The 26,055-nt window shown below is 72.4% G+C and carries 28 protein-coding genes; 20 read left to right on the top strand and 8 right to left on the bottom strand.

The annotated features are described in order from the left end of the window. Together NMQ01_RS12235 and NMQ01_RS12230 are read left to right on the top strand one after the other, a co-directional pair. A complete protein-coding gene (locus NMQ01_RS12235) occupies positions 1 to 456 on the top strand; it encodes a hypothetical protein (RefSeq protein WP_255184202.1) in 456 nt (151 codons plus the stop codon). 20 nt (positions 457 to 476) lie between these two features. Beyond that, positions 477 to 956, top strand: a complete 480-nt coding sequence (locus tag NMQ01_RS12230) for a DUF1992 domain-containing protein (protein WP_255184201.1) — start codon at positions 477 to 479, stop codon at positions 954 to 956. A gap of 6 nt (positions 957 to 962) precedes the next feature. Here NMQ01_RS12230 and msrA read toward each other — a convergent pair whose 3' ends face one another. After that, complete coding sequence (msrA, locus tag NMQ01_RS12225; RefSeq protein WP_255184200.1) at positions 963 to 1,664, bottom strand: peptide-methionine (S)-S-oxide reductase MsrA; 702 nt, start codon at positions 1,662 to 1,664, stop codon at positions 963 to 965. 99 nt (positions 1,665 to 1,763) lie between these two features. Between msrA and NMQ01_RS12220 the strand changes: the two genes are divergently transcribed. Continuing rightward, a complete protein-coding gene (locus NMQ01_RS12220; protein WP_255184199.1) occupies positions 1,764 to 2,420 on the top strand; it encodes a WXG100 family type VII secretion target in 657 nt (218 codons plus the stop codon). 70 nt (positions 2,421 to 2,490) lie between these two features. On the opposite strand, the gene greA is transcribed toward NMQ01_RS12220, so the two are convergent. Then, positions 2,491 to 2,985 (bottom strand): transcription elongation factor GreA, encoded by a 495-nt coding sequence (gene greA / locus NMQ01_RS12215; RefSeq protein WP_255184198.1) that lies wholly within the window; start codon positions 2,983 to 2,985, stop codon positions 2,491 to 2,493. 168 nt (positions 2,986 to 3,153) lie between these two features. Beyond that, entirely contained in the window at positions 3,154 to 3,579 is a 426-nt protein-coding gene (locus NMQ01_RS12210; protein ID WP_255184197.1) for a DUF4307 domain-containing protein, read from the bottom strand. Between the two features lie 162 nt (positions 3,580 to 3,741). Between NMQ01_RS12210 and mca the strand changes: the two genes are divergently transcribed. Next, on the top strand, positions 3,742 to 4,674 hold the full coding sequence (mca, locus tag NMQ01_RS12205) for a mycothiol conjugate amidase Mca (protein WP_255186370.1): 933 nt from the start codon (positions 3,742 to 3,744) through the stop codon (positions 4,672 to 4,674). Continuing rightward, positions 4,671 to 4,955 (top strand): hypothetical protein, encoded by a 285-nt coding sequence (locus NMQ01_RS12200; protein ID WP_255184196.1) that lies wholly within the window; start codon positions 4,671 to 4,673, stop codon positions 4,953 to 4,955. Before mca ends, NMQ01_RS12200 begins: the two co-directional genes overlap by 4 nt. Here NMQ01_RS12200 and NMQ01_RS12195 read toward each other — a convergent pair. Further along, positions 4,902 to 5,615 carry a hemolysin III family protein gene (locus NMQ01_RS12195; RefSeq protein ID WP_255184195.1) on the bottom strand — a complete coding sequence of 238 codons (714 nt, stop codon included), beginning with the start codon at positions 5,613 to 5,615 and terminating at the stop codon, positions 4,902 to 4,904. The two genes, NMQ01_RS12200 and NMQ01_RS12195, sit on opposite strands and share 54 nt — an antisense overlap. Positions 5,616 to 5,744: 129 nt before the next feature. Here NMQ01_RS12195 and NMQ01_RS12190 point away from each other — a divergent pair, with 129 nt between their 5' ends. The 3 genes from NMQ01_RS12190 to NMQ01_RS12180 all read left to right on the top strand — a co-directional run bounded on the left by NMQ01_RS12190 (position 5,745) and on the right by NMQ01_RS12180 (position 9,344). After that, positions 5,745 to 6,500, top strand: coding sequence for an isoprenyl transferase (locus tag NMQ01_RS12190; RefSeq protein ID WP_255184194.1), 756 nt, complete (start codon positions 5,745 to 5,747; stop codon positions 6,498 to 6,500). A gap of 506 nt (positions 6,501 to 7,006) precedes the next feature. Then, positions 7,007 to 8,323, top strand: a complete 1,317-nt coding sequence (locus NMQ01_RS12185) for a PhoH family protein (protein WP_255186369.1) — start codon at positions 7,007 to 7,009, stop codon at positions 8,321 to 8,323. 217 nt (positions 8,324 to 8,540) lie between these two features. Further along, positions 8,541 to 9,344: a hypothetical protein gene (locus NMQ01_RS12180; RefSeq protein ID WP_255184193.1), complete on the top strand. Its 804-nt coding sequence runs from the start codon at positions 8,541 to 8,543 to the stop codon at positions 9,342 to 9,344. A gap of 254 nt (positions 9,345 to 9,598) precedes the next feature. Here NMQ01_RS12180 and coaA read toward each other — a convergent pair whose 3' ends face one another. Continuing rightward, complete coding sequence (gene coaA / locus NMQ01_RS12175; protein WP_255184192.1) at positions 9,599 to 10,564, bottom strand: type I pantothenate kinase; 966 nt, start codon at positions 10,562 to 10,564, stop codon at positions 9,599 to 9,601. A gap of 50 nt (positions 10,565 to 10,614) precedes the next feature. On the opposite strand from coaA, the gene glmS reads away from it, so the two are divergent. From glmS to NMQ01_RS12160, 3 genes are all read left to right on the top strand, one after another. Next, complete coding sequence (gene glmS, locus NMQ01_RS12170; RefSeq protein WP_255184191.1) at positions 10,615 to 12,474, top strand: glutamine--fructose-6-phosphate transaminase (isomerizing); 1,860 nt, start codon at positions 10,615 to 10,617, stop codon at positions 12,472 to 12,474. 4 nt (positions 12,475 to 12,478) lie between these two features. Then, positions 12,479 to 12,832 (top strand): holo-ACP synthase, encoded by a 354-nt coding sequence (locus tag NMQ01_RS12165; RefSeq protein WP_255184190.1) that lies wholly within the window; start codon positions 12,479 to 12,481, stop codon positions 12,830 to 12,832. Between the two features lie 155 nt (positions 12,833 to 12,987). Then, on the top strand, positions 12,988 to 14,457 hold the full coding sequence (locus NMQ01_RS12160; protein WP_255184189.1) for a bifunctional ADP-dependent NAD(P)H-hydrate dehydratase/NAD(P)H-hydrate epimerase: 1,470 nt from the start codon (positions 12,988 to 12,990) through the stop codon (positions 14,455 to 14,457). Here NMQ01_RS12160 and mgrA read toward each other — a convergent pair. Beyond that, entirely contained in the window at positions 14,454 to 15,497 is a 1,044-nt protein-coding gene (mgrA, locus tag NMQ01_RS12155) for an L-glyceraldehyde 3-phosphate reductase (protein ID WP_255184188.1), read from the bottom strand. The two genes, NMQ01_RS12160 and mgrA, sit on opposite strands and share 4 nt — an antisense overlap. A gap of 47 nt (positions 15,498 to 15,544) precedes the next feature. On the opposite strand from mgrA, the gene alr reads away from it, so the two are divergent. From alr to tsaD, 6 genes are read left to right on the top strand one after another with little or no spacing between them, the layout of a single operon-like run. Then, entirely contained in the window at positions 15,545 to 16,753 is a 1,209-nt protein-coding gene (gene alr / locus NMQ01_RS12150) for an alanine racemase (protein ID WP_255184187.1), read from the top strand. After that, positions 16,753 to 17,931: an alpha/beta fold hydrolase gene (locus tag NMQ01_RS12145; protein ID WP_255184186.1), complete on the top strand. Its 1,179-nt coding sequence runs from the start codon at positions 16,753 to 16,755 to the stop codon at positions 17,929 to 17,931. Before alr ends, NMQ01_RS12145 begins: the two co-directional genes overlap by 1 nt. Next, positions 17,928 to 18,443, top strand: a complete 516-nt coding sequence (gene tsaE / locus NMQ01_RS12140) for a tRNA (adenosine(37)-N6)-threonylcarbamoyltransferase complex ATPase subunit type 1 TsaE (protein WP_255184185.1) — start codon at positions 17,928 to 17,930, stop codon at positions 18,441 to 18,443. The genes NMQ01_RS12145 and tsaE overlap by 4 nt, the downstream gene beginning before the upstream one ends. Further along, entirely contained in the window at positions 18,440 to 19,216 is a 777-nt protein-coding gene (tsaB, locus tag NMQ01_RS12135; RefSeq protein ID WP_255184184.1) for a tRNA (adenosine(37)-N6)-threonylcarbamoyltransferase complex dimerization subunit type 1 TsaB, read from the top strand. The genes tsaE and tsaB overlap by 4 nt, the downstream gene beginning before the upstream one ends. Continuing rightward, positions 19,213 to 19,692, top strand: a complete 480-nt coding sequence (gene rimI, locus NMQ01_RS12130) for a ribosomal protein S18-alanine N-acetyltransferase (protein ID WP_255184183.1) — start codon at positions 19,213 to 19,215, stop codon at positions 19,690 to 19,692. The genes tsaB and rimI overlap by 4 nt, the downstream gene beginning before the upstream one ends. Further along, positions 19,689 to 20,768 carry a tRNA (adenosine(37)-N6)-threonylcarbamoyltransferase complex transferase subunit TsaD gene (tsaD, locus tag NMQ01_RS12125; RefSeq protein ID WP_255184182.1) on the top strand — a complete coding sequence of 360 codons (1,080 nt, stop codon included), beginning with the start codon at positions 19,689 to 19,691 and terminating at the stop codon, positions 20,766 to 20,768. Before rimI ends, tsaD begins: the two co-directional genes overlap by 4 nt. 474 nt (positions 20,769 to 21,242) lie before the next feature. Here the strand turns inward: tsaD and NMQ01_RS12120 are convergent, their stop codons facing one another. Next, entirely contained in the window at positions 21,243 to 22,256 is a 1,014-nt protein-coding gene (locus NMQ01_RS12120) for a glycoside hydrolase family 3 N-terminal domain-containing protein (RefSeq protein WP_255184181.1), read from the bottom strand. Here NMQ01_RS12120 and NMQ01_RS12115 point away from each other — a divergent pair. Next, positions 22,222 to 22,512, top strand: coding sequence for a hypothetical protein (locus NMQ01_RS12115; protein WP_255184180.1), 291 nt, complete (start codon positions 22,222 to 22,224; stop codon positions 22,510 to 22,512). The genes NMQ01_RS12120 and NMQ01_RS12115 overlap by 35 nt on opposite strands. Before the next feature lie 41 nt (positions 22,513 to 22,553). On the opposite strand, the gene NMQ01_RS12110 is transcribed toward NMQ01_RS12115, so the two are convergent. Next, positions 22,554 to 23,792 (bottom strand): class I SAM-dependent methyltransferase, encoded by a 1,239-nt coding sequence (locus NMQ01_RS12110; RefSeq protein WP_255184179.1) that lies wholly within the window; start codon positions 23,790 to 23,792, stop codon positions 22,554 to 22,556. Between the two features lie 213 nt (positions 23,793 to 24,005). On the opposite strand from NMQ01_RS12110, the gene groES reads away from it, so the two are divergent. Both groES and groL read left to right on the top strand, forming a co-directional pair. Beyond that, complete coding sequence (gene groES / locus NMQ01_RS12105) at positions 24,006 to 24,302, top strand: co-chaperone GroES (RefSeq protein WP_007924339.1); 297 nt, start codon at positions 24,006 to 24,008, stop codon at positions 24,300 to 24,302. A gap of 98 nt (positions 24,303 to 24,400) precedes the next feature. Beyond that, a complete protein-coding gene (groL, locus tag NMQ01_RS12100; RefSeq protein WP_255184178.1) occupies positions 24,401 to 26,002 on the top strand; it encodes a chaperonin GroEL in 1,602 nt (533 codons plus the stop codon). The last annotated feature ends 53 nt before the right edge of the window (positions 26,003 to 26,055 follow it).

Genomic DNA, 26,055 nt, shown 5'->3' with positions numbered 1-26,055 from the left:
GTGCGCACCGTCGGCCTGCTCCTCGCCGCCCTCCTCGCCCTCGCCGGGTGCGGAGGGGGCAGCGGGCCGCAGCCGCCCACGGAGCCGACCAAGAGCGTCGACGAGCGCGGCACCCGCACCGACCTCGAGCCGCTGACATCGCGATTCCCCGACCTCGGTGACCCGGTGTCGGCGACGTGGCAGTCCGGCACCCTCGGCGGCGACCGGACCGCCCCCGGCCCCTCGACCTACTGGATCGACGCCGCGGTGACCGTCGAGCCGGAGGTGGCCGACTCCCTTCGATCGCAGGCGTCGTCGGACCCCGGTCCGCAGATGGACGTCGTCGACGTGGTGCGCGACGAGGTCGACAGCGCCGAGCTCGACCCCGTGACCCTCGCCGGTCCCGAGGGATGGCAGGTCGACGCCTGGGTCGCCGCCGACCGCGACGTCGTGGTCGTCTCCGCCCGCGGGGAGTGAGCCCGGGCCACACTGGGGGCATGGGAGTACCGCCGTACGAAGGGTGGATCGAGCGTCAGATCCGTGAGGCCACCGAGCGCGGGGAGTTCGACGACCTGCCCGGCGCCGGCCGGCCCCTGCGCGGGATCGAGAGCAGCGACCCCGACTGGTGGGTCAAGGGGATGATGGCCCGCGAGGGGCTCGACAGCAGCGACGCGCTGCCGCCCGCGCTGCAGCTGCGACGCGAGGCCGCCGGCTACCCGCAGTCCCTCGTCGACGAGCGCCACGAGGCCGACGTGCGCGAGCTGCTGCGCGACTTCAACCAGCGCGTGCTCGACGAGCGCCGGCGCCCGACCTTCGGGCCGACGGCGCCACCGCTGGCCCCGACGGTCGACGTCGAGCAGATGGTCGCGGCGTGGCGCCGGCTGCGCGAGGAGCGGGCGCTCTCCCCGGAGCCGGAGGAGGCCCAGGTGCCGCCCCCTTCGCCTCGCCGGTGGTGGCGCCGGCTCCTCGGCAGGTGACCGGGGTCAGGCGTCGCGGCCCAGCACCGACTCCTGGCTGGGCACCTCGTCCTGACGCAGGATGCCGACCTGGCAGGTCAGGCCGTTGGGGCCGTGGTTGCAGTAGCCGCCGGGGTTCTTGTGCAGGTACTGCTGGTGGTAGTCCTCGGCATACCAGAAGGTGCCGGCCTCGCTCGCGGGACGCATCTCGGTGACGACCGGCGGCAGGTTGTGCCGCCGCAGCTCCTCGCCGAAGGCCGCGGCCGTCGCCTCGACGGCCGCGCGCTGCTCGTCGGTGGTCCAGTAGATCGCCGAGCGGTACTGCGTGCCGACGTCGTTGCCCTGGCGGTCCGCCGTCGTCGGGTCGTGGTTCTCCCAGAAGGCCTTGAGCAGCAGCTCCGGCCGCGTGCGCTCGGGGTCGTAGGCCACGAGGACGCTCTCGGTGTGACCGGTCAGGCCGGTGCACGTCTCCTCGTAGGTCGGGTGGGGAGTGAAGCCGCCCATGTAACCGGCCGCCGTCGTCACGACGCCCGGCAGCTGCCACATGATCCGCTCCGCTCCCCAGAAGCAGCCCATCGCGATGTGGAGCACCTCGGTGCCCTCGGGCCACGGACCCTCGAGGGGCGTCCCGAGCACCGCGTGCGTCGTCGGCACGGTGAAGGGGCGCTCCGGGCGGCCCGGCAGGGCACTCTCGGCGGTGGGCATGGGCGGGATCGCACGACCGAACATGCCCACATCCTCCCACCCGCACCTGAGGGGAGTCCTCCCCATTGGGGGCGCACGCCGGGACTGCCTAGGGTGGTCCCGACAGCGAAGGGAGGCCGGCGCGTGCGGCACATCAGCCATGGGGCGGACGTCGAGCAGCTCGACGACACCGCCGTGGCCCTGCGACGGCAGGGCGAGAGCATCGCCGCCGTCGGCGACCGCGGGGCCGTCCTGCTCCAGCGTCTGCGGGCCCTCTGGGAGGGGCCCGACTTCGAGAAGTTCGCGAAGGACTGGCGGATCGCGCACCGCAGCCTCGACGACGCCGAGGGTGCGCTGCGACAGCAGAGCCGACGGCTCGCCGACGAGGCAGAGACGCAGCGCCGCGCCTCCGGCATCTTCACCGGGGGCGGCAGTGGTCGCGGGCGAGGCCACTCCGGTGACAGCGGGCTCGCCTTCGAGCGCTACACCCCGGTGGTCCCGGCCCCGCTGCGCATCCACCCGATCGCCGTGCCCCCGGGGCTGGTCGATGACGGCGAGATCCTCGACCCGACGTCGCCGGGCGGCTCGCGCTTCGAGCCGCCGGCGCGGGTCGAGCCGTTGCCGGCCTTCCGTCGCTCCGACCTCCCCGTCGAGCCGCCGGCGCGGGTCGAGCCGCTGCCTGCGGAGAACAACGGCGCCTTCCTCCGCTCCGACGTCCCCCTCGACCCGCGGGACGTCGACCGGGCGCAGCTGCCGGACGACTGGCGCGACCCGGGCCGGTGGCTGCCGCCGCTGCCCTGACCACGACATGACGAAGGGGAGGTCCCGACCGGCTGGTCGGGACCTCCCCTTCGTGCGGAGCCCTGTGGCGTCAGGCCTGGTAGGGCTTCGCCGACAGGATCTTGACCTCGATGGTCTTGCCGTTGGGGGCGTCGTAGGTGGCGGTCTCGCCGACCTTCTTGCCGTTGATCGCGCCGCCGAGCGGGGACTGCTCGGAGTAGACGTCGATGCTGTCGCTGCCGTCGGCGATCTCGCGGGAGCCGAGGAGGAAGGTCTCCTCGTCGCCGAAGAGCTCGACGGTGACGACCATGCCGGGCTCGACGACACCGTCGTCCGGCGGGGCCTCGCCGACGATGGCGGTGTCGAGGATCTGCTTGAGCTGGCGGATGCGGGCCTCCATCTTGCCCTGCTCCTCCTTGGCGGCGTGGTAGCCACCGTTCTCCTTGAGGTCGCCCTCCTCGCGGGCGGCCTCGATGCGCTTGGCGATCTCGATGCGACCCGGGCCCGAGAGCTCACGCAGCTCGGCCTGGAGTCGCTCGTACGCCTCCTCGGTCAGGTACGACGCGGTGGACGCGGTCTGGGTCACGGATCTCTCCTTGCTGTGTAGCCGTGCAGAATCTGCTTCGACCCCCACGGACGGTGAACCGAGGTGCCCCGGATCGTCCGGTGATGCACAAAGGTCTGGACCGATCGGTCCAGACCCACGGTTGCGGTAAAGGACCAGTGTACCGCCAAGTCGACGCAGATGCAGGTGTCAGTCCACCGCGGTGCAGCCCTGGACGGTGGCCGTCACGGCCCGCGTCGTCGTGCGCACCGCGGCCCGCACGCGGGTGGTCCGCTCGTCGGCCGCGGGCACGGCCTGCTCCTTGGTCCCGACCCGCCCGTACTGGCCGTCCATCGCCGTGATCGTGCACGAGAGCGCCGTGCCCTCGGGCCGGGTGACCTCGAAGATCATGACGATCTGGCGCTCGCTCGTGCGCTCGAAGCCGATGTCGGTCGTCGTCACGGCGCCCCGCGTGCTCGAGACGCCGAACCACACCGTGAGCAGCGTCGCGACGACGACGAAGACGATCCCGATGACCCACCAGCGCCGCTGTCCCCGTGCGGGGTTGGCCTCGGCGCTGGCCTCCTCCTGCTCCGGGTCCCAGGCCGGCTGGCTCTCGGGGGAGGCGGTGGTCATGACGGCTCCTGCGGACGAAGGGGGTGGCGCCGGCTGTCGTCGGACCAGTCGGTGCGCGGTGAGAGGATGGGTCCATTGTCCGTGACTCCAGACCGCGCCGGCACACCGGCCCGCGCGGCGCACCTCCCCGGGAGGACCCCAGCAGTGGAAGCACTCAGGCTCATGGCCGTGCACGCGCACCCCGACGACGAGTCGAGCAAGGGCGCGGCGACGACTGCCCGCTATGTCCACGACGGCGCCGAGGTGCTCGTCGTGACGTGCACGGGCGGTGAGCGCGGCGACGTGCTCAACCCCAAGCTCAAGGACGACCCGCACATCCAGCGCGACATCGTCGAGGTGCGCCGCCAGGAGATGGCCCGCGCCCAGGCGGCGCTCGGCGTGCAGCACACCTGGCTCGGCTTCGTCGACTCCGGCCTGCCCGAGGGCGACCCGCTGCCGTCGCTGCCCGACGGCTGCTTCTACCGCGAGCCGCTCGACGTCGCGACCGAGGCGCTCGTGCGCGAGATCCGTCGCTTCCGCCCGCACGTGATCACGACCTATGACGAGAACGGCGGCTACCCGCACCCGGATCACGTGATGACCAACCGGGTGAGCGTCGCGGCCTTCGAGGCGGCCGGCGACCCCGAGGCCTTCCCGCACGCGGGGGAGCCGTGGCAGCCGCTCAAGCTCTACTACATCGGCGGCTTCAGCATCGACCGGATCCACGCCTTCCACGAGGCGCTCGTGGCGAAGGGGCAGGAGTCCCCCTTCGTCGACTGGATCAAGCGCGCCGAGGGGCGCCCGCAGCGCACCCTCACCACGTGGGTGCAGTGCTCCGACTTCTTCGACGCCCGCGACGAGGCGTTGCGCTCGCACGCGACGCAGATCGACCCCGACGGCTTCTTCTTCGCCGTGCCCAACGACGTGCAGGCCGACCTGTGGCCCACCGAGGAGTACGAGCTGGCGATCAGCCTCGTCGAGACCTCGCTGCCCGAGGACGACCTCTTCGCGGGGGTGCCGGCGAGCCTCGCCGAGGCCGACGCCCTGGCCACCCGCAACGACCTGACCGCGGTGCACGACACCCGGACCGCCCCGACCGTGAGGGAGTGGGAGTGAACACCCCGAGCACCGAGGTCGGCCCCGGCTGGTGGGCCTTTGTCGCCTTCTTCGTCCTGGCGCTCGCGCTGTGGCTGCTCATGCGCAGCATGTTCACCCGGCTGCGGCGGATCAACCTCGCCGAGCGTGACCGGGCCGAGGAGGCCCGGCGTCGGGCGGAGGAGACGAAGGCGACGCGCGCGGCCGACGGGTCCGACGAGGGGGAGGCCGACGCGGAGGCCGACCCGTCAGGAGTTGGCGATCGGCCCGAAGAGGGCGAGCGTCGCGGCGACGAAGTGTGAGATGAAGGCCAGCACCGTCAGCGCGTGGAAGATCTCGTGGAAGCCGAACCACCGCGGTGACGGGTTGGGCCGCTTGAGGCCGTAGACGACTGCGCCGGCGGTGTAGAGCGCGCCACCCGCGACGACGAAGGCGAGGATCGTCCAGCCGCCGTGGGTCAGCAGCGGCTTGATGTAGAAGACGGCGACCCAGCCGAGGGCGACGTAGACCGGCACGTAGAGCCAGCGCGGTGCGCCGACCCACAGCACGCGGAAGAGCACGCCGATGATCGCGCCGCTCCAGACGATGACGAGCAGCGTGATCGCCTGGGTGCGCGGCAGCATCAGCGCGAAGGGGGTGTAGCTCCCGGCGATGATGAGGAAGATGTTGGCGTGGTCCCACCGGCGCAGCGCGCCGGCGAGGCGCCCGCCCCAGCGCCCGCGGTGGTAGACCGCGGAGGTGCCGAAGAGCAGGCCAGCGGTGATGGTGAAGACCATCGCGGCGATGCGCCCGCCCTGGGTCGGCGCCATCGAGGTGAGGACGAGGCCGCCGACGAGGGCGAGGGGAGCGGTCACGAGATGGAGCCATCCGCGCAGGTGCGGCTTGACCGCTTCGACGAAGGCGTCGACGTGCTCGCCGACGTCGTCGGCGAGCTCCTTGATCTCCGCGCGGGGTGAATCCATGACGACGACGGTAACCTACGCAGCCGTAGGTTGACCATGCCGCGACCCCCGCGAGAGCGCCCCTGTGAGGGGGCACACGCACCGGCGGTAGGTTGGGCGCGACGACCCGCGCCAGGAAGGGACCCGCGAGTGCGCAACCCGCTGTACACCGCCTACGAGCGCCGCCTCGTGGCCCAGCTCGACGCGGCCTCGGTGCCGCGCCACGTCGGGATGATCGTCGACGGCAACCGGCGCTTCGCCAAGGCCCGCGGCGGCAACGCCGACGACGGCCATCGTGCCGGCGCGGCCAATGTCGGCAGCTTCCTCGAGTGGTGCGAGGACGCTGGTGTCGAGGTCGTCACGCTCTGGCTGCTGTCGACCGACAACCTCACCCGCCCGCCGCAGGAGCTCGACAAGCTGCTGCGGATCATCGAGGGGCTCGTCGCCGACCTCGCCGCCGCCGGGCGCTGGCAGCTGCACGCGGCCGGGGCGCTCGACATGCTCCCGGTCCAGACCGCGGCCGCGCTGCGTCGCGCCGAGGAGGAGACCGCCGAGGTCGAGGGGCTGATCGTCAACGTCGCCGTGGGCTATGGCGGGCGCCAGGAGATCGCCGACGCCGTCCGCTCCCTGCTGCGCACCCGGGCCGCCGAGGGCGCGAGCCTGGCCGACGTGGCCGACGAGCTGACCGTCGAGGACATCAGCGCGCACCTCTACACCAAGGGCCAGCCCGACCCCGACCTCGTCATCCGCACCTCGGGGGAGCAGCGCCTGTCCGGCTTCCTGCTGTGGCAGTCCGCGCACAGCGAGTACTACTTCTGCGAGGTCTACTGGCCCGAGTTCCGCCGGGTCGACTTCCTGCGCGCGCTGCGCGCCTACGCGGACCGGCACCGCCGCTTCGGCGCCTGACCTCCCCTTCGCCCGCCTGCCAGCTCCGCAGGACCCTAGGGTTGTGCAGGGTTACCTCGGGCCAACTCCGTAGGACCCTAGGGTTTTGCAGGGTTACCTCGGGCCAACTCCGCAGAACCCTAGGGTTTTGCAGGGTTGGGGCGAAGGGGGAGGAGTGGCGCGTGGGGCAGGTGTGACGGACGTGGGTTTCCGGCGCGTGAACTTCTCCGTCCGCGCCGCCGACACGCCCCGGACGTGCACGGTCGTGCGTCGGCGCGGTCGTACGTTGACCGTGACGGGTTGCAGACCGCAACGCGTTCGGGAGGCCTCAGGTATGGAGCTGCTGCTCAGCAGGAGGGGCCGGACCCGGCCCCGGCTCACGCCACCGGCCCGGTCCCGGCACCAGCACGGAGAGTAGGCGCGCACGCGCCGGCCGGCGCTGCGCCCAGGAGGAGCCCGACGTGGACGACCTGATCACCCAGACCGTCACCCCCTCTGCCGCGCAGCCCGACGGCGCGCCCGACCCCGTGGAGCTCCCGCCGCGCGACGAAGGCCCTCGCACCTACGTCCTGGACACCTCGGTCCTGCTGTCCGACCCGCGGGCGATGCTGCGCTTCAAGGAGCACGAGGTCGTCCTGCCGGTCGTCGTCGTCACCGAGCTCGAGGGCAAGCGGCACCACCCCGAGCTGGGCTACTTCGCCCGCACCGCGCTGCGCCTGCTCGACGACCTGCGGATCAGCGCCGGTCGTCTCGACGCTCCCGTCCCGGTCGGCGACGAGGGCGGCACCCTGCGCGTCGAGCTCAACCACACCGACCCGATGTCGCTGCCCTCCGGGTTTCGCCTGGGGGACAACGACACCCGCATCCTCGCGGTCGCCAAGAACCTCTCCCTCGAGGGCGCCGACGTCACCGTCGTGTCCAAGGACCTGCCGATGCGGGTCAAGGCCTCGGCCGTGGGCATCGACGCGCAGGAGTACCGCCACGAGCAGAGCCGTTCCGACTCCGGGTGGACCGGCATGGCCGAACTCGACATGAGCGCCGAGGAGGTCGACACCCTCTACGAGACCGGTCGCGTCGAGCACCTCGCCGCCGCCGAGCTGCCCTGCCACACGGGGCTGAAGATCCTCTCGCCCAAGGGAAGCGCCCTCGGTCGGGTCGGTGCCGACAAGCAGGTGCGGCTCGTGCGCGGCGACCGCGACGCCTTCGGCCTGCACGGTCGCTCCGCCGAGCAGCGGATCGCGCTCGACCTGCTCCTCGACCCCGACGTCGGCATCGTCAGCCTCGGCGGGCGGGCCGGCACCGGCAAGAGCGCCCTGGCGATGTGCGCGGGCCTCGAGGCGGTCATGGAGCGGCGCCAGCACCGCAAGGTCGTCGTCTTCCGCCCGCTCTACGCCGTCGGCGGCCAGGAGCTCGGCTACCTGCCCGGCAGCGAGCAGGAAAAGATGGGCCCGTGGGCGCAGGCGGTGCACGACACCCTCGGCGCGCTCGTGTCGAAGGAGGTCGTCGACGAGATCATCGACCGCGAGATGCTCGAGGTGCTGCCGCTGACCCACATCCGCGGCCGCAGCCTCCACGACGCCTTCGTCATCGTCGACGAGGCGCAGAGCCTCGAGCGCAACGTCCTGCTCACCGTGATGTCCCGCATCGGGCAGAACTCCAAGATCGTGCTCACCCACGACGTCGCCCAGCGCGACAACCTGCGGGTTGGTCGCCATGACGGTGTCGCGGCGGTCATCGAGACGCTCAAGGGGCACCCGCTCTTCTCCCACGTGACCCTCACCCGCAGCGAGCGCAGCCCGATCGCGGCGCTCGTCACGGACCTGCTCGAGGGCCTCGACGTCTGACCCCGCCGGCACGAAGGGGGGTCCGCTGGCTGGTGCAGCCGGCGGACCCCCCCCGTCGCGCTGGAGCCGGGGTGTGATCCACACCCCGGCTTTTGCACGCTCACGAGGGCATCGACTAAGGTCTCGAAAAGATAACGGCCGGGTCGATCCCCTGACGATGTCGGCACGCATGCAGCCACTCCTCGTGAGTGGCTGTTTCATGGAAGGAGCTGGTGTCGTGAAGTCGACCGACTACACGCCCAGGCACGGCGCCGCACGCGCCGAGAGCAAGGGCGCCCGACTGCGCGCCGCCGTTCGCCGTCCCGTCGTGGGCGGGGCCCTCGCGGTCGCCATGCTCGGCTCGGTCGGCGCGACCGTCGCCCTCGGCGACCCGTCGCACGATGCCACGGCCCAGGCCGTCGCCGAGACGACCTCGTCGGCGCCGGCCGTTGACGCCGTGACGGCCGACACCACGCGCCTGGCGGACGACCGCCGCGAGACCAACGTCTCCCGCAGCGCCTCCCGTGAGCAGGACCGCCTCTCGACGGCTGCCGCGAAGAAGAAGGCAGAGGCCCAGAAGGCCGCCAAGGCCAAGGCCGAGGCGAAGAAGAAGGCCGAGGCCAAGCGCAAGGCCGCCGCGGACAAGAAGGCCGCCGCCGAGCGCAAGGCCGAGGAGGAGGAGGCCAAGCCGGTCAGCGAGCGCGAGTTCACCGACGACGAGATCGCCGCGATCCAGGCCGACCCCGCGCCCTACGGCAAGGAGCTCGCCGCCGAGTACGGCTGGGGCGACGACCAGTGGTCCTGCCTCGTCAGCCTGTGGATCGGCGAGAGCAACTGGGACTACAGCGCGACCAACTCCTCGTCCGGCGCCTACGGCATCCCGCAGTCGCTGCCCGCGAGCAAGATGGCTTCCGCCGGCCCCGACTGGAAGACCAACCCGGTCACCCAGATGGAGTGGGGCATGGACTACATCAAGACCTCCTACGGCGACCCCTGCGGCGCCAAGGCCTTCTGGGACAGCAACGACCCGCACTGGTACTGAGCCACCCAGCACGAAGCCCCCGCGACCAGGAGGTCGCGGGGGCTTTGTCGTTGGCTGGATGGCGCCGGACGAAAGAAGATGTCGGCGCCCGCCGAAGTCCTTCGTTCATCGATGGCCGGCGGTTGTCGTGACTGACTTCGGCTTGATGTGCGCCGACACCATCTTTCGCCCGTCGCTGTCGCCGCCGACGTCACCATCACCCCGCCGGACCGGCAATGGGTGCCTGACCACGCGGGCTCGGTGGCCCGGCGGCGCTAGAGCTTGCGCAGGCGGATGCGACGGACCTGGTGGTCCGCCCCCTTCGTCAGGACGAGGGTGGCGCGGCCACGGGTCGGCAGGACGTTGTCGAGCAGGTTGGGCTCGTTGATCGTCTCGAAGATGTGCAGGGCGCGGGCGCGGGCCTGCTCGTCGGTGAGCCCGGCGTAGCGGTGGAAGTAGGACGCGGGGTCGGCGAAGGCGGTCTTGCGCAGGCGCAGGAAGCGCTCGACGTACCACTGCCGGATGTCGGCGATGTTGGCGTCGACGTAGACGGAGAAGTCGAAGAAGTCGCTGACGGCCAGGCCGGTGCGCCCGTCGCTGCGGATGCCCGGCGGCTGCAGGACGTTGAGCCCCTCGACGATGAGCACGTCGGGCTGGCGCACGACGATGCGCTCGTCGGGGACGATGTCGTAGGTCAGGTGCGAGTACACCGGGGCGGTGACCTCGGGCTGGCCCGCCTTGATCGCCGAGACGAAGCGCAGCAGCGCCCGCCGGTCGTAGGCCTCGGGGAAGCCTTTGCGCTGGAGCAGGCCACGCCGCTCCAGCTCGGCATTGGGCAGCAGGAAGCCGTCGGTCGTCACGAGCTCGACCTTGGGCGTGTCCGGCCAGCGCTGCATCAGCTCGCGCAGGATGCGGGCGGTCGTCGACTTGCCGACGGCCACGGAGCCTGCGACCCCGATGACGAAGGGGGCCTTGGGCGGGCGTTCGCCGAGGAAGGTCGAGGTGATCCGGTGCAGCCGGGTTGTCGCGGAGACGTAGAAGGTCAGCAGGCGCGAGAGCGGCAGGTAGACCTCCTGGACCTCCTCGAGGTCGATCGGGTCGCTCAGGCCGCGCAGGCGGGCGAGGTCGCTCTCGTCGAGGTTGAGGGGGTGGTTCTCGCGCAGGTGTGCCCAGGCCTGGCGGTCGAGCTCGACGAAGGGGGAGGGCAAGCTCGTCGTGGCGGCGGTGGACACGCACCCCATTGTGTCCCACCTTTTCAGCAGACGGTCACCGGGCGGTTAGCCTGTCCGCCATGTGCGGAATCGTTGGTTACGTCGGCCCCGATGCGGGCGCGCGCCCCCTGGACGTCGTCATGGAGGGCCTGGCCCGCCTCGAGTACCGGGGCTACGACTCGGCGGGTGTCGCCCTCGTCGCCGGTGACGAGGTCTTCACCGAGAAGCGGGCGGGCAAGCTCGAGAACCTGCGCTCGGCCCTCGAGGGCGAGACCGTGCCCGCGGCCGCGACGGCCATCGGTCACACCCGCTGGGCCACCCACGGCGGCCCGACGGACGAAAATGCCCACCCCCACCGCGGTGGCCGGGACGGCAAGCTCGCCGTCGTCCACAACGGCATCGTCGAGAACTTCCACGCCCTCAAGCAGGAGCTGCTCGCGCAGGGCATCGAGTTCACCTCCGAGACCGACACCGAGGTCGCCGCGCAGCTGCTCGCCGCGGCCTTCGCCGAGTCGGGCGACCTCACCGAGGCGATGCGCTCGGTCGTCAACCGCCTCGAGGGCGCCTTCACCCTCCTCGCCGTCCACGCCGACGCCCCGGACACCGTCGTCGCCGCCCGTCGCAACAGCCCGCTCGTCGTGGGTCTGGGCGAGGGCGAGAACTTCCTCGGCTCCGACGTCGCCGCCTTCATCGGCTACACCAAGCAGGCCGTCGAGCTCGACCAGGACCAGATCGTCACGATCACCCCGACCTCGCACACGGTGATGAACTTCGACGGCTCGCCCGCCGAGGGCAAGCCCTACGAGGTGACCTGGGATGCCGCCGCTGCCGAGAAGGGCGGCTACGACACCTTCATGGAGAAGGAGATCAACGACCAGCCGCACGCGGTCGGCGACACCCTCCTCGGGCGCACCGACGCCGACGGCCGTCTCGTCCTCGACGAGCTGCGCATCGACGAGGACCAGCTCAAGCAGGTCGACCGGATCACCATCGTCGCCTGCGGCACCGCCGCCTACGCCGGCATGGTCGCGAAGTACGCCATCGAGCACTGGACCCGCATCCCGGTCGAGGTCTCCCTCGCGCACGAGTTCCGCTACTGCGACCCGATCGTCTCCGAGCGCACCCTCGTCGTCTCGATCAGCCAGTCCGGCGAGACCGCCGACACCGCGATGGCCGTGCGCCACGCCCGCTCGCTCGGCGCGCTCACCGTCTCGGTGTGCAACACGCACGGTGCGACGATCCCGCGCGAGTCCGACGCCGTGCTCTACACGCACGCCGGCCCGGAGATCGCCGTCGCCTCGACGAAGGCCTTCCTCGCCCAGATCACCGCCTGCTACGTCCTCGGTCTCTACCTCGCGCAGCTGCGCGGCGAGACCTACGCCGACGACGCCAAGGCCGTCATGGCCGAGCTGCACGAGGTCCCGGCCAAGATCGAGGCCCTGCTCGGCACGATGGGCCGGGTCGAGGAGATCGCCCGCTTCATGGCCGACACCCGCTCGGTGCTCTTCCTCGGCCGCAACGTCGGCTACCCGATCGCCATGGAGGGCGCGCTCAAGCTCAAGGAGCTCGCCTACATCCACGCCGAGGGCTTCGCCGCGGGCGAGCTCAAGCACGGCCCGATCGCGCTCATCGAGCCCGGTCAGCCGGTCTTCATCGTCGTCCCCGGCCCGGACACCCCCAACGAGCTGCACAAGAAGGTCGTCTCCAACATCCAGGAGATCCGCGCCCGCGGTGCCCGCACGCTCGTCATCGCCCAGGAGGGTGACGACGAGGTGCTGCCCTTCGCCGACGAGGTGATCCGGGTGCCGCACACCTCGCCGCTGCTCCAGCCGCTGCTCACCGTCGTGCCGCTGCAGGTCTTCGCCCTGCACCTGTCGACGGCCAAGGGGCTGGACGTCGACCAGCCGCGCAACCTCGCCAAGTCCGTCACGGTCGAGTGACCTCGTGATCGTCGGGGTCGGCATCGACGTCGTCGACATCGCCCGCCTCGGCGAGCGGCTCGAGCGCACCCCCGCGCTGCTCGACCGCGTCTTCACCGCGGCCGAGCGCGACCTGCCGCTGCAGTCGCTCGCCGCGCGCTTCGCCGCCAAGGAAGCCGTCGGCAAGGCCCTGATGACCCCCGGCGACCTGCCCTGGCAGGGCGTCGAGGTCACCAAGGGTCGGCACGGCGAACCGGTGCTCGCGATCAGCGGCCGCGTCGCCGAGCGCGCCGAGGAGCTCGGCGCCGACCGCCTGCACATCTCCCTGAGCCACGACGGCGGCATCGCGACGGCGATCGTCGTCGCCGAGACCGCCTGACCCCCTTCGTCCACCCACCCCATCGCACAAACTGTGGCTGGCTACATCTTGGATCGTCAGCCGCAGCACGTGCTGTGGCCCACGCGCGAAGGTGTAGCCAGCCACAGTTTGTGGGGTGGTGGGGCGGCGAAGGGAGGAGCGGTAGCGTCGTCGGCGTGATCACCGGCTACTCCGCCCCGACCATCCGCGCCGCCGAGGCGGCCCTGCCCGAGCTTCTCGAGAGCGGTGAGCTGATGCAGCGGGCGGCCCGGGGCATCGCACGCGTGACCGCCGGGCGGATGCGCGAGCGCGGTGCCCGCACCGTCACGGCCCTCGTCGGCCCGGGCAACAACGGCGCCGACGCCCTCTACGCCATCGCCCGGCTGGCCAAGCGGGGCTTCGAGGCGACGGCGGTGTGCATCGACACCACGGCCTCGCAGGTGCAGACCGATGCCGCGGAGCTCGCCCGGCAGCGGGGCGCCACGGTGCTCGCCGCCGACAGCCGCGAAGCGCTCACCGCGATCTCGCGCGCCGAGGTGGTCCTCGACGGCATCACCGGCATCGGGGGGAGGCCGGGGCTGCCTCCCTTCGCCCGGCCGTGGGTCGACGCGATCCGTGACCGGGCCTGGGTCATCTCCGTCGACACCCCGAGCGGGCAGCCGGTCGAGGGCGGCGACGCGCTCGCCGACGCGGTCTTCGCCGACGAGACGGTGACCTTCGGCGCGCCCAAGCCGGTGCACCTGCTGCCGCCGACGGAGGCCGCCTGCGGGGTGCTCACCGTCATCGACATCGGGCTCGACCTCACCGAGGCGACGCCCGCCGTCGTGCGGATCACCCCCGACGACGTGCCGCTGCTGTGGCCGGTGCCCGGGCACGACGAGGACAAGTACTCGCGTGGTGTCCTCGGCATCGTCGCCGGTGGCGAGCAGTACACGGGCGCAGCGGTGCTCACGACGACCGCCGCCGTCACCGCCGGGGTGGGCATGGTCCGCTACGTCGGGACGCAGACGCCGACCGCGCTCGTGCGGGCGGCGGTCCCCGAGGCCGTCCACGGCGAAGGGAGGGTCCAGGCCTGGGTCGTCGGGCCCGGCCTCGACACGACCTCGACGAGTCCCGGCGCCGACGCCCAGCTGGCTGCCGCCCGGGCTGCCCTCGACTCCGACCTGCCCGTGCTCGTCGACGCGGGTGGGCTCGAGCTCATCACCGGCCGACGCGAGGCACCCACCCTGCTCACCCCGCACGCGGGGGAGTGCGCGCGGATGATCACCCGGCTGCGCCAGCGCTCGACCGAGCTGACCCGCGAGGAGGTCGAGGGCTCACCGCTCGAGCACGCCCGGATGCTCGCCGGGCTCACCGGCGCGACCGTGCTGCTCAAGGGCGCCACGACGCTCGTCGTCGACGCCGACGGGCCGGTCCATGTGCAGGACGACGCCCCGGCATGGCTGGCGACCGCCGGGTCGGGCGACGTCCTCGCGGGGCTCGCCGGAGCCCTGCTCGCGGGAGGGCTGGAGCCGGCCGAGGCGGGCTCGCTCGCCGCGCTCGTGCACGGCCGCGCCGCCCACGACGCCAACCCCGGCGGCCCGGTGCGTGCGCTCGCCGTGGCGCACGCGCTCGCCCCGACGGTGGCCGCGCTGCTGCGTTCCTAGCCCCGGGCCGACTCCGCCCACCAGTTGACCCCGCCGTCGACCGCGTGCTCGTCGATGCGCGCGAGCTCCTCGTCGCTGAAGTCGGTGTTGCCCAGCGCGTCGAGGCTGTTGTCGAGCTGCTCGACGGTGCGGGCGCCGACGAGCAGCGAGGTGACCCGCTCGTCGCGCAGCGCCCAGGCCAGCGCCATCTGCGCGAGGCTCTGACCGCGCTCCTGCGCGATGGCGTCGAGCGCGCGGATGCGGGCGATGTTGTCGTCGGTCAGCTGGTCGGCGATGCCGGTGCCCTCGCGCGCGGCGCGCGAGTCCTCGGGGATGCCGCCGAGGTACTTGTTGGTCAGCAGGCCCTGGGCGAGCGGGGTGAAGGCGATCGTGCCGACCCCGAGCTCGTCGACGGTGTCGAGCAGCTCGTCCTCGATCCAGCGGTTGATCATCGAGTAGGAGGGCTGGTGGATGAGCAGGGGAGTGCCCATCTCGCGCAGGATCGCGTGCGCCTCGCGGGTGCGCTCCGAGCCGTAGGAGGAGATGCCGACGTAGAGCGCCTTGCCGGCGCGCACGGCCGCGTCGAGCGCGCCCATCGTCTCCTCGAGCGGCGTGTCGGGGTCGAAGCGGTGGCTGTAGAAGATGTCGACGTAGTCCAGCCCCATCCGCTCCAGCGACTGGTCGAGCGAGGCGAGCAGGTACTTGCGCGAGCCGCCGCCCTGCCCGTAGGGGCCGGGCCACATGTCCCAGCCGGCCTTGGTCGAGATGATCAGCTCGTCGCGGTAGGGGCGGAAGTCCTGCGCGAAGATCGACCCGAAGTTGCGCTCTGCGGCGCCGTAGGGCGGGCCGTAGTTGTTGGCGAGGTCCATGTGCGTCACGCCCCGGTCGAAGGCGCGCCGCAGCACCGCCCGCTGCGTCTCGAGGGGCTCCGCGTCGCCGAAGTTGTGCCACAGGCCGAGCGAGATCGGGGGCAGCGCCAGCCCCGAGCGGCCGCACCGGCGGTAGTCCGTGGCGTCGTAGCGGGTGCGGTCGGCCTGGTAGTCGTCGGTGCGGTAGGTCATGCCTGCCAGTCTGCCCCCCTTCGCCGATCTAGACTCGGTCGGTACCCATGGACATCTCGACCCCGCACCCAGCAATGCCGTCCGTCGCGACCCCCTCGGTCCTGCCGAGCGATGCGCCGACCGACGGCCTGTCCGCGTGGGCGGACATCGACCTCGACGCGATCCGCGACAACGTCGCCCGCCTCGGCGAGCTCGCCGGCGACGCCGACGTCATGGCGGTCATCAAGGGCGATGCCTACGGCCACGGTCTCGTGCCGGTCGCCGGGGCAGCCCTCGCCGGCGGCGCCACCTACCTGGCCATCGCCCAGCTCGGCGAGGCGATGGCGGCCCGGGCGGCGGGCGTCACCGCGCCGATCCTCACGTGGCTCTTCCCGCCCGGCGCCGACCTGGCCGCCGCGGTGCGCGCCGACCTGACCCTGTCGGCCGGTGCCCCGTGGGCGCTCGCCGAGATCGCGGCGGCGGCCCGGGCCACCGGCCAGACCGCACGCATCCACCTCAAGGTCGACACCGGCCTCGGGCGCGGTGGCGCGTGGCGCGAAGATCTCGCGGGCATGCTCGTCGACGCCGCCCGGCTGCAGGCCGAGGGCGTCCTCGACGTCGAAGGCGTCTTCAGTCACTTCGCCTACGCCGACGCCCCCGACCACCCGACGGTGCGGGCCCAGCAGGAGACCTTCGGCGCGATCCTCGCCGACGCCGAGCGCGCCGGTCTGCGGCCGCGCATCCGCCACCTGGCCAACTCCGCGGCGACCCTGACCAACCCGTCCGCGCGCTTCGACATGGTGCGCCCGGGGGTCTCGATCTACGGCCTGTCGCCGGTGCCCGACATCGGGGGTCCCACCCACTTCGGCCTGCGCGAGGCGATGCGCGTCGTCGCCCGCCTCATCAACGTCAAGGACTGCCCGGCCGGCCAGGGCATCTCCTACGGCCACCGGTACACGACGAAGGGGGACACTCGCCTCGGCCTCGTGCCGCTCGGCTATGCCGACGGCATCCCCCGCCACGCCTCGGGCGTCGGGCCGATGCAGGTCCACGGTCGCCGCTACACCGTCGCGGGTCGTGTGTGCATGGACCAGATGGTGCTCGACCTGGGCGCCGACAGCCCCGCCCGGTCCGGCGACGAGGTCGTCCTCATCGGCCGCGAGGCCGACGGAGAGCCGACCGCACAGGACTGGGCGGCCGCGATCGACACGATCAACTACGAGATCGTCACCCGGCTCGGGCCCCGCGTCCCGCGCCGCTACCTCGGAGGCCAGTGATGGACGAGCAGCAGAAGATAGCCCGGGCGAACTCCATGAGCCGGGGTGCCGCAACGGGGCTGGGCCTGGCCGCCGCGGCCGTCGGTGGCGTCGCCATCGCGGGCGCCGGCTACGCCGGCCGCTCCGCGCTGCGCCGGTCGCGCGCCTACGCGGTGACCCACCAGGACGAGGCGCACGTCTTCCCCTTCGCCACGGACAAGATCATGGCCGTGCCGGCCAGCGACGGGGTCGTCCTGCACGTCGAGGTCGACGAACCGGAGGGCTGGACCCCGCAGAGCGGGCCGACCGTCGTCCTCGTCCACGGCTTCGTGCTCAACCTCAGCTCGTGGGTCTTCCAGCGGCGCGCGCTCGTCGACGCCGGCTACCGCGTCGTCAGCTACGACCAGCGCAACCACGGCACCTCGCAGGCCGGCGACCTCGAGCACTGCACCATCGACCAGCTCGGCAAGGACCTGCGCGCCGTCGTGGACGCGACGACCCCTGAGGGTGAGCTCGTCCTCGTCGGCCACTCGATGGGCGGCATGACGATCATGAGCTTCGCCGGGCGCTACCCCGAGGTGACGCGCGACCGGGTCGCCGGCGCCGCGCTCATCGCGACGAGCGCGGGCGGCGACAGCCTCGTGCACATCGGACTCGGGCGTGCTCTCGACGGGCTCATCACCCGGTTCGGCCCGAGCTTCCTCACCGGGCTCGGCCGCCGCGACGGCATGTGGGGCGGCCTGCGCGCCGCCGGCCGTGCCGTCGAGAACTCCGCCATCCAGCGCTACGCCTTCGGCACCCCCATGCCCAAGGAGATGCTGCGCAAGGTGGCGAAGATGATCTTCGGCACGCCGCTCGACGCGATCGGTGCCTTCATCCCCGAGCTCGACGAGCTCGACGTGCGCGAGAGTCTGCCGGGCCTCGTCGACACCCCGGTCATCATCGTCGCCGGGTCCAAGGACGTGCTGACCCCGCCCGCGCACAGCCAGGCGCTCGCCGACGCCCTGCCCGCGGCGGAGCACGTCGTCGTGCCCGGCGTGGGCCACCTGCTCCAGCTCGAGCGACCCGGTCCGGTCACCGACGGCGTCCTCGGGCTGCTCGAGCGCACCCGCGGCGACGACGCGCAGCGCGACGCCGAGCGCGCCGGTGCGGCCGTCGGCGACGGCGTCGGGGAGCGCGTGACGGGGCGCAGCGCGTGAGCGTGCTCCTCACCGATGCCGACACGACCGTCGCGGCCGGTCGGCGCCTGGCCGACCTGCTGCGTGCCGGTGACCTCGTCGTGCTGACGGGTGGGCTCGGGGCCGGCAAGACGACCTTCACCCGCGGGCTGGGCGAGGGGCTCGGCGTGCGGGGTGCCGTGACCTCCCCGACCTTCGTCATCGCGCGGGTCCACCCCTCGCTCGTGGGGGGCCCCGAGCTCGTCCACGTCGATGCCTACCGCCTCGGGGGCGCCGCCGAGCTCGACGACCTCGACCTCGACTCCGAGCTCGACGAGGCCGTCACGGTCGTCGAGTGGGGCGCCGGCCTCGCCGAGGGGCTGGCCGACGAGCGACTCGAGATCACCCTCGTCGCCGACCCGGAGACGGAGTCGCGGACGCTCACCGCCACCGGCGTCGGAGCCCGCTGGGCCGACGTCGACGTCGAGTCCCACCTGCAGGAGGCACCCGACGCGGGGCCCGATGCGACCGACGACGAAGGGGGAGTGCCGTGAGGCTGCTCGCGCTGGACACCGCCACGTCGGCGATCTCGGTCGCCGTCCACGACGGCGAGCGGGTGCTCGCCAGCCGCTCCGTCGTCGACGCCCGCCGGCACACCGAGCTGCTCGCGCCGCTGGTCGTCGAGACCCTCGCGGCGGCGGGCACCGGCGTCGACGAGGTGACCCACGTGGCCGTCGGCACCGGCCCGGGCCCCTTCACCGGGCTGCGGGTCGGTCTCGTCACCGCCCAGACCTTCGCCCACGCGCGCGGTGTGACCGTGCACGGGGTGTGCTCGCTCGACGCGCTCGCCGCCGCGGCTGCTGCCAATGGGTACGAGGGCGAGCTGCTCGTCGCGAGTGACGCCCGGCGCAAGGAGGTCTACTGGGCCCGCTATCGCTGCGCCGCAGGCGAGATCACCGCGCTCGACGAGCCCGAGGTGACCCGGCCCTCTGAACTGCCCGAGGAGGTACGCGCCCTGCCGGCCGTCGGCCGCGGGCCGCTGCTCTACCCGGACCTGCTGACCTCGCTCGCCGGTGGTGACGCTGACGGGCTGCTCGACGTCGACGCCGGTGTCCTCGCCGGCCTGGCCGCCCGGCGCATCGCCGCCGGGGCCGACATGCCGATCGAGCCGCTCTACCTGCGCCGGCCCGACGCGGTCGCGCCCGCGTCCACGGCGCCGAAGTCTGCGCTCAAGCCCTCACCCCGTCAGCAGCAGCGCGACCTGCGGCGGGCCGAGCAGGCCGTCCGGGCCGAGCAGGCCGGCCGGGACGCCGAGGCGAGCCAGTGACCACGGCGACGGTGACCCCCTTCGTCATGAGGGAGGTGCGCTGGCAGGACCTCGAGGTGCTGGCGGACCTGGAGCAGGAGCTCTTCGGGACCGAGGCGTGGAGCCTCGCGTCCTGGTGGGGCGAGCTCGCGGGGCGGCCGCGGCGGGAGTACCTGCTCGCGGAGGACTCCGAGGGCGTCGCCGGATATGCGGGCCTCGACCACGCGGGCGACACGAGTGACGTCATGACCATCGCGACCCTGCCGCGGGTGCGGGGCACCGGCCTGGGTCGGCGGCTGCTCGAGGAGCTCGTCGCGCGCTCGCGGGCCGCGGGCGCCGAGCGGCTGCTGCTCGAGGTGCGCGCCGACAACACCGCGGCGCGGGGGCTCTACGACTCGGCCGGCTTCGGGCTGCTGCAGACCCGGCGCGGCTACTACCCGGGTGGGGTCGACGCGCTCGTCCTCGCTCTCGACCTGACGCAGGAGGCGCAGGCATGACGGATGCACCCCTCGTTCTTGGCATCGAGACCTCGTGCGACGAGACCGGTGTCGGCATCGTCCACGGCACCGAGCTGCTGGTCGATGCCATCGCCTCGAGCGTCGACGAGCACGCCCGATTTGGCGGGGTGGTGCCCGAGGTCGCCTCCCGTGCCCACCTCGAGGCGATGGTGCCGACGATCGAGCGGGCCTGCCGTGACGCCGGCGTCGCGCTGACCGACCTCGACGGCATCGCCGTGACCTCCGGCCCGGGCCTCGCCGGCCCGCTCATGGTCGGCGTCGCCTCGGCCAAGGCGCTGGCCGTCGCCCTCGGGCTGCCGATCTACGGCGTCAACCACCTCGCCAGCCACGTCGCCGTCGACATCGTCGAGCACGGGCCGCTGCCGGAGCCGACGATGGCGATGCTCGTGAGCGGCGGCCACTCCTCGCTGCTGCTCGTCCCCGATGTCACGCACGACATCCGCAGCCTCGGGTCGACGATCGACGACGCCGCGGGGGAAGCCTTCGACAAGGTGGCGCGGGTGCTCGGGCTGCCCTTCCCCGGTGGGCCGCACATCGACCGGGCGGCGAGCGACGGGCAGATCACCATCGACTTCCCGCGGGGGCTCTCCAGCCGCAAGGACATGGAGCGGCACCGCTTCGACTTCTCCTTCTCGGGGCTCAAGACAGCCGTGACCCGCTGGGTCCAGGCCGAGCAGGCCGCCGGGCGCGACGTGCCGGTGGCCGACGTGGCCGCGTCCTTCCAGGAGGCCGTCGTCGACATCCTCACGCGCAAGGCGGTGCTCGCCTGCACCGAGCACGATGTCGCCGCGCTGCAGGTCGGTGGTGGGGTCGCGGCCAACTCGCGCCTGCGGGCGATGGCCCAGCAACGGTGCGATGACGCCGGCATCCAGCTGCGCGTCCCGCGGCCGGGGCTGTGCACCGACAACGGCGCGATGGTCGCCAGCCTCGGGGCCCAGATGATGCTCAAGGGGCGGCCGGCGAGCGACCTCTCGCTCCCCGCCGACAGCTCGCTGCCGGTGACCGACGTGCGCACCGGCCTGCCGGTGCACGTCGACCACGACCACGCGCACTGAGGGCGGGCGGCGAGGGCGCGACCGAGTGCCGTGAGCCGCGCCGGCCGCGGGTGGCGCGGCACCTGTGTGACGATCCGCCCGCCCGTGTCACTCCATGCGGTCACACAGGCGTCACCCTGGTGACACAGGTGCAGCCGGAGCCCACGGTCGAGGCCCGGATCGCTGCCTATGCCGTTGCTCCGTACTTTGAGCCGGACGCGGGGTGGATCGGTGGGGCGACGGGGGTGCGGATGACTGCCTACGCCGTTGCTCCGTGCTCTGAACCGCGGCTCGTCGTACGGAGCAACGGCGTATGGGGCGAGGTGGGCCCGGGCAGTGGGCGAAGGAACTGGCTCGTCGTACGGAGCAACGGCGTAGGGCGTCGCGCGGCACGGGGCCGTGCGGGAGCGTGGCTCGTCGTACGGAGCGACGGCGGGGGCCCATCCACCTGGCCCCGGCCACTCGGCCGCTGACCCGGCGCCACGGCCACTCGGCTCAGCCGCAGCGCAGCAGACCCATGTCCTCCTTGAGCGTGAGCACCCGGGTGACCGACGCGGTGACCTGCTTCGCGAAGGCCGGGTCCCCCTTCGCCTTGGCCTCGATGGCGGAGACCATCGTCGAGACCTGGCTCGGGTCGGCGGTGAGGACGATGTCGCCGCCGGCGGCGATGAACTTCGTGGCCCGCTCGCCGACGGGGGTGGCGGAGACAGCCTTGGCCGCGCCCACGTCGTCGGTGATGACGACCCCGTCGAAGCCCAGGTCGTCGCGGAGCATGCCGTCGACGATCTTCGAGGAAAACAGGGCCGGGGTCTCGCCGTCGATCTGCGAGTAGTGCGCGGAGCCGACCATGACGATCTGGGTGCCGCCGTCGATGGCATCGGCGAAGGGCGTGAGGTGCGAGTCGTCCCGGGTCATCACCGAGTCGGTGATGCCGGTGTCGCGCAGGTCGGTGTTGCCCGTGATCCGCCCCAGACCGGGGAAGTGCTTGACCGTCGGCTCGACGCCCGCGTCCTGCATCCCCTGGGCGAAGGCGAGCGCGCCCTTGCTCGCGGCCTGCGGGGTCGAGCCGTACTGGCGCCCCCACTTGCCGATGGGCTCGTTGGCCCGGCCGATCTCGGCGGGCACGGTGTCCGCGGTCGGGGCGAGGTTGACGTTGACGCCGGCCTGCTTGAGCTCGGCGCCCCACCCCTTGGCAGAGGAGCGCAGGTCGGGCAGCTGGGCCTGCTCGAGGCCCGAGGGCATGGACGTGAAGCCGGAACCGGTGAGCTGCTGCACCTCGCCACCCTCCTGGTCGGCGGCGACGAGCATGCCGACCTTCGTGCCGTCGACGGTCGGGGAGACGTCCTGCAGGTGCTGGCTCGCGGCCGCGACGGTCCCGCTGTCCTTCCAGCCGCCGAGGTAGAGCATCGAGCCCAGACCCTGGGCCCCGATCGGCCCGTCGAGACCGGTCGCGGGTCCCGGCTGCATCGCCGCCATGAGCAGCTGCCCGGCCTGCTGGGTCGGCGTCATCGCCTCGCGCACCTGCTCGACGCAGGCGCCCGCGTCCGGGCCGGAGGCGGTGGCGGAAGTCGTGCGCGAGGAGGAGCTCGCGGACGACGTCTTCGACGAGGACGAAGGGGAGGACGTCGCCGACGTCGAGGTCGTCGAGCTCGACGTCTTCGCACCCGAGGTCGACGAGGAGGAGGTCGAGCTGCCCTCCCCGGAGTCGGCGCCGCACCCTGCGAGGGCGAGGACGGCGAGGCCTGCAGCGGCGCGGGTCAGGTGACTGGCTCGGGTCGGCATGGGGTGCAGGCTACCCGCGGACCCTCAGGTCGCCTCGACGACGAGCACGACCTGCTCACCACCGACGCGGGTGAGCACGACGGTCGCGCTCTCGCCGTCACCGGCGCCGCGCCCGATCTTCAGCTGCTTGCGCAGCTGGTCCTCGTCGAGGCGGATGCCCCGCTTCTTGACCGTCAGACCGGTGATGCCGCGCTCGCGCAGCCAGCCGCGCAGCCCCTTGACCGAGAAGGGCATCGCCTCGAGCACCTCGTAGCGGCGGGCGTGGCCGAGGTCGAGCGCCTCGTCGCTGGTGACGTAGCCCAGCCCGGCCTCGAGCTCCATCCCGCTGACGGCGCCGGTGACCGTGCCGATGAGCCCGGCCCGGTTGACGGCTCGGTCGGCCTCGTAGAGCCATCGCCCCGTCTCGGCGAGCGAGGCGGCCGCGGCGGGGTCCTCCTCGCAGGTGCGCTGGTCCACCTCGACCGGGGGCGCGCCCTTGCGCAGGACGCGGGCGCTGCGTCCGGCCTCCTTGACGAGCGGGCCCCACCAGACGGTGCACTCCAGGACGGTGCCCTGCCACGAGGTCCACTGGGCCTCGGTGCCGAGCGGCGGGATGTCGTGGGGGAGCGAAGGGGAGAGCTTGGCGCCGGTCGCGGGCACGTCGCGGGCCACCGACAGCACGAAGTCCCACGACGGCGAGATCTCGTCGAGCCGGAAGACCCGTCGCGTGCGCCCGCTCCGGTCGGTGACGCCGGGCGTGCGGCGCGCCGGGTCGAGCCAGACACCGGTGCGCGAGTGCAAGGGGTCGAGGGGTGCCTCAAAGTCCTCGGCCACCCCCGTGCGGGCCCGGCTGTCGGGCCAGGGGCGCAGGTTGACGTCGGCGATGGCGGCAGAGAGCGGGTCGGCGTCGACCCCGTGGACGGTGACGCCGAGGGCGCTCATCGCCATCGCGTCGGAGCCGATGCCGCAGCCGAGGTCGTGGACGGTCGCCAGGCTCGCGGTCGCGTAGCGCCCGGCGTGGGTGGCGGCGACCTCGAGGCGGCTGGCCTGCTCGAGCCCGTCGGGGGTGAAGAGCATGCCCTCGGCGAACTCGCCGAACTTCTCCTGCGCGCGAGCCTGCAGACGCTTCTGCGTCAGGAGCGCGGCGACGCGCTCGGCGGAGTGGCCCGCCGCCCGCAGCCGCGAGGCCAGACCGACCGCGTCCGCCTCGCGGTACTCGGGCAGGCCGTGCAGGGACTCGTGCCCCTCGGGGGAGGCCAGCCAGCGCACGGTCGTCGGGTCCACGTGCGCCATTGTCACGCATCGTGCTCGGCACGGCGGACCTATCCGACCGGGCGCTGGCACTCGGGTTGACCGAGTGCCAAACGGCGGCCTAGATTTGCTCTTGGCACTCACCACTGGCGAGTGCCAGATGCCACGGTTGGACGACCCCCGCGACGGCGCCCGGCCCGGCTTCGCCCCAGAACTCACACATTCGTCCCCACAGAAGGAGTCACCGTGTCGGTTTCCATCAAGCCGCTCGAGGACCGGATCGTCGTCAAGGGCATCGAGGCGCAGCAGACCACCGCCTCCGGCCTCGTCATCCCGGACACCGCCAAGGAGAAGCCGCAGGAGGGCGAGGTCGTCGCCGTCGGCCCCGGCCGCTTCAACGACGACGGTGACGAGCGCGTCCCGATGGACATCTCCGTCGGCGACCGCGTCATCTACTCCAAGTACGGCGGCACCGAGATCAAGCACGGCGGCGAGGAGTACCTCATCCTCTCCGCCCGCGACGTGCTCGCGATCCTCGCCTGAGCCTGCGCACGACTCACAGCTGACGCCCCGGGTGCGGCCCTCTCCCGGGCCCTCCGGGGCGTCGCTTTTCCCCCCTTCGTTAGAACCAAAGGACAGACATGGCCAAGGAACTGGAGTTCAACGACTCCGCCCGTGACGCCCTTCAGCGCGGCGTCGACCAGCTCGCCAACGCCGTCAAGGTGACGCTCGGCCCCAAGGGCCGCAACGTCGTCATCGACAAGCAGTGGGGCGCCCCGACGATCACCAACGACGGCGTGACCATCGCCCGCGAGATCGAGCTCGAGGACCCCTACGAGAACCTCGGCGCCCAGCTCGCCAAGGAGGTCGCCACCAAGACCAACGACGTCGCCGGTGACGGCACGACGACCGCGACCGTCCTCGCCCAGGCCATGGTCAAGGAGGGCCTGCGCAATGTTGCCGCGGGCGCCGCCCCGTCCGGCCTCAAGCGCGGCATCGACAAGGCCGTCGAGGCCGTCTCGGCCCGCCTGCTCGAGACCGCCCGTGAGGTCGAGGGCAAGGACGAGATCGCCCAGGTCGCGTCGCTGTCCGCCCAGGACCAGGGCATCGGCGGGATCATCGCCGACGCCTTCGACAAGGTCGGCAAGGACGGCGTCATCACCGTCGAGGAGTCCTCGACCGCCGAGACCGCGCTCGACTTCACCGAGGGCATGCAGTTCGACAAGGGCTACATCAGCCCCTACTTCGTCACCGACCCGGAGCGCATGGAGGGTGTCCTCGAGGACGCCTACGTCCTGATCAACCAGGGCAAGATCTCCAACATCCAGGAGATCCTCCCGGTGCTGGAGAAGGTCGTGCAGTCCGGCAAGCCGCTGCTTGTCATCGCCGAGGACATCGACGGCGAGGCCCTCTCGACGCTCGTCGTCAACAAGCTCAAGGGCGTCTTCAACGTCGCGGCCGTCAAGGCCCCCGGCTTCGGCGACCGCCGCAAGGCGATGCTCCAGGACATGGCGATCCTCACCGGCGGTCAGGTCATCGCCGAGGAGGTCGGCCTCAAGCTCGACCAGGTCGGTCTCGAGGACCTCGGCCAGGCCCGTCGCATCGTCGTCACCAAGGACAACACGACGATCATCGACGGCCAGGGTGCCGCCGACGACGTGACCGGTCGGGTCAACCAGATCAAGTCCGAGATCGAGCGCACCGACTCCGACTGGGACCGCGAGAAGCTCCAGGAGCGCCTCGCCAAGCTCGCCGGTGGCGTCTGCGTCATCCAGGTCGGTGCCCACACCGAGGTCGAGCTCAAGGAGAAGAAGCACCGCATCGAGGACGCGATCTCCGCGACCCGCGCGGCCATCGAGGAGGGCATCGTCGCCGGCGGTGGCTCCGCCCTGGCGCACGCGGTCTCCGCGCTCGACGCCGTGCAGCTCGAGGGTGACGAGCAGGTCGGCGCCAACATCGTGCGCACCGCCGGTGTCGAGCCGTTGCGCTGGATCGCCGAGAACGCCGGCCTCGAGGGCTACGTCGCCGTCGCCAAGGTGCAGGAGCTGACCCCGGGTCAGGGCCTCAACGCCGCGACGGGCGAGTACGGCGACCTCATCGGCCAGGGCGTCATCGACCCGGTCAAGGTCACCCGCTCCGCGCTCGTCAACGCCGCCTCGATCGCGTCGATGGTCCTGACCACCGACACGCTCGTCGTGGACAAGAAGGAGGACGAGGACGAGGGCCACGGCCACTCGCACTGACGTCCTGACCTGAGCGAAGGGGGGCGGCGCACCAACCGGTGCGCCGCCCCCTT

The sequence above is a fragment of the Janibacter sp. CX7 genome, assembly GCF_024362365.1.
Lineage (GTDB): Bacteria > Actinomycetota > Actinomycetes > Actinomycetales > Dermatophilaceae > Janibacter.
This window is presented reverse-complemented; position numbering and strand designations above follow the sequence as displayed.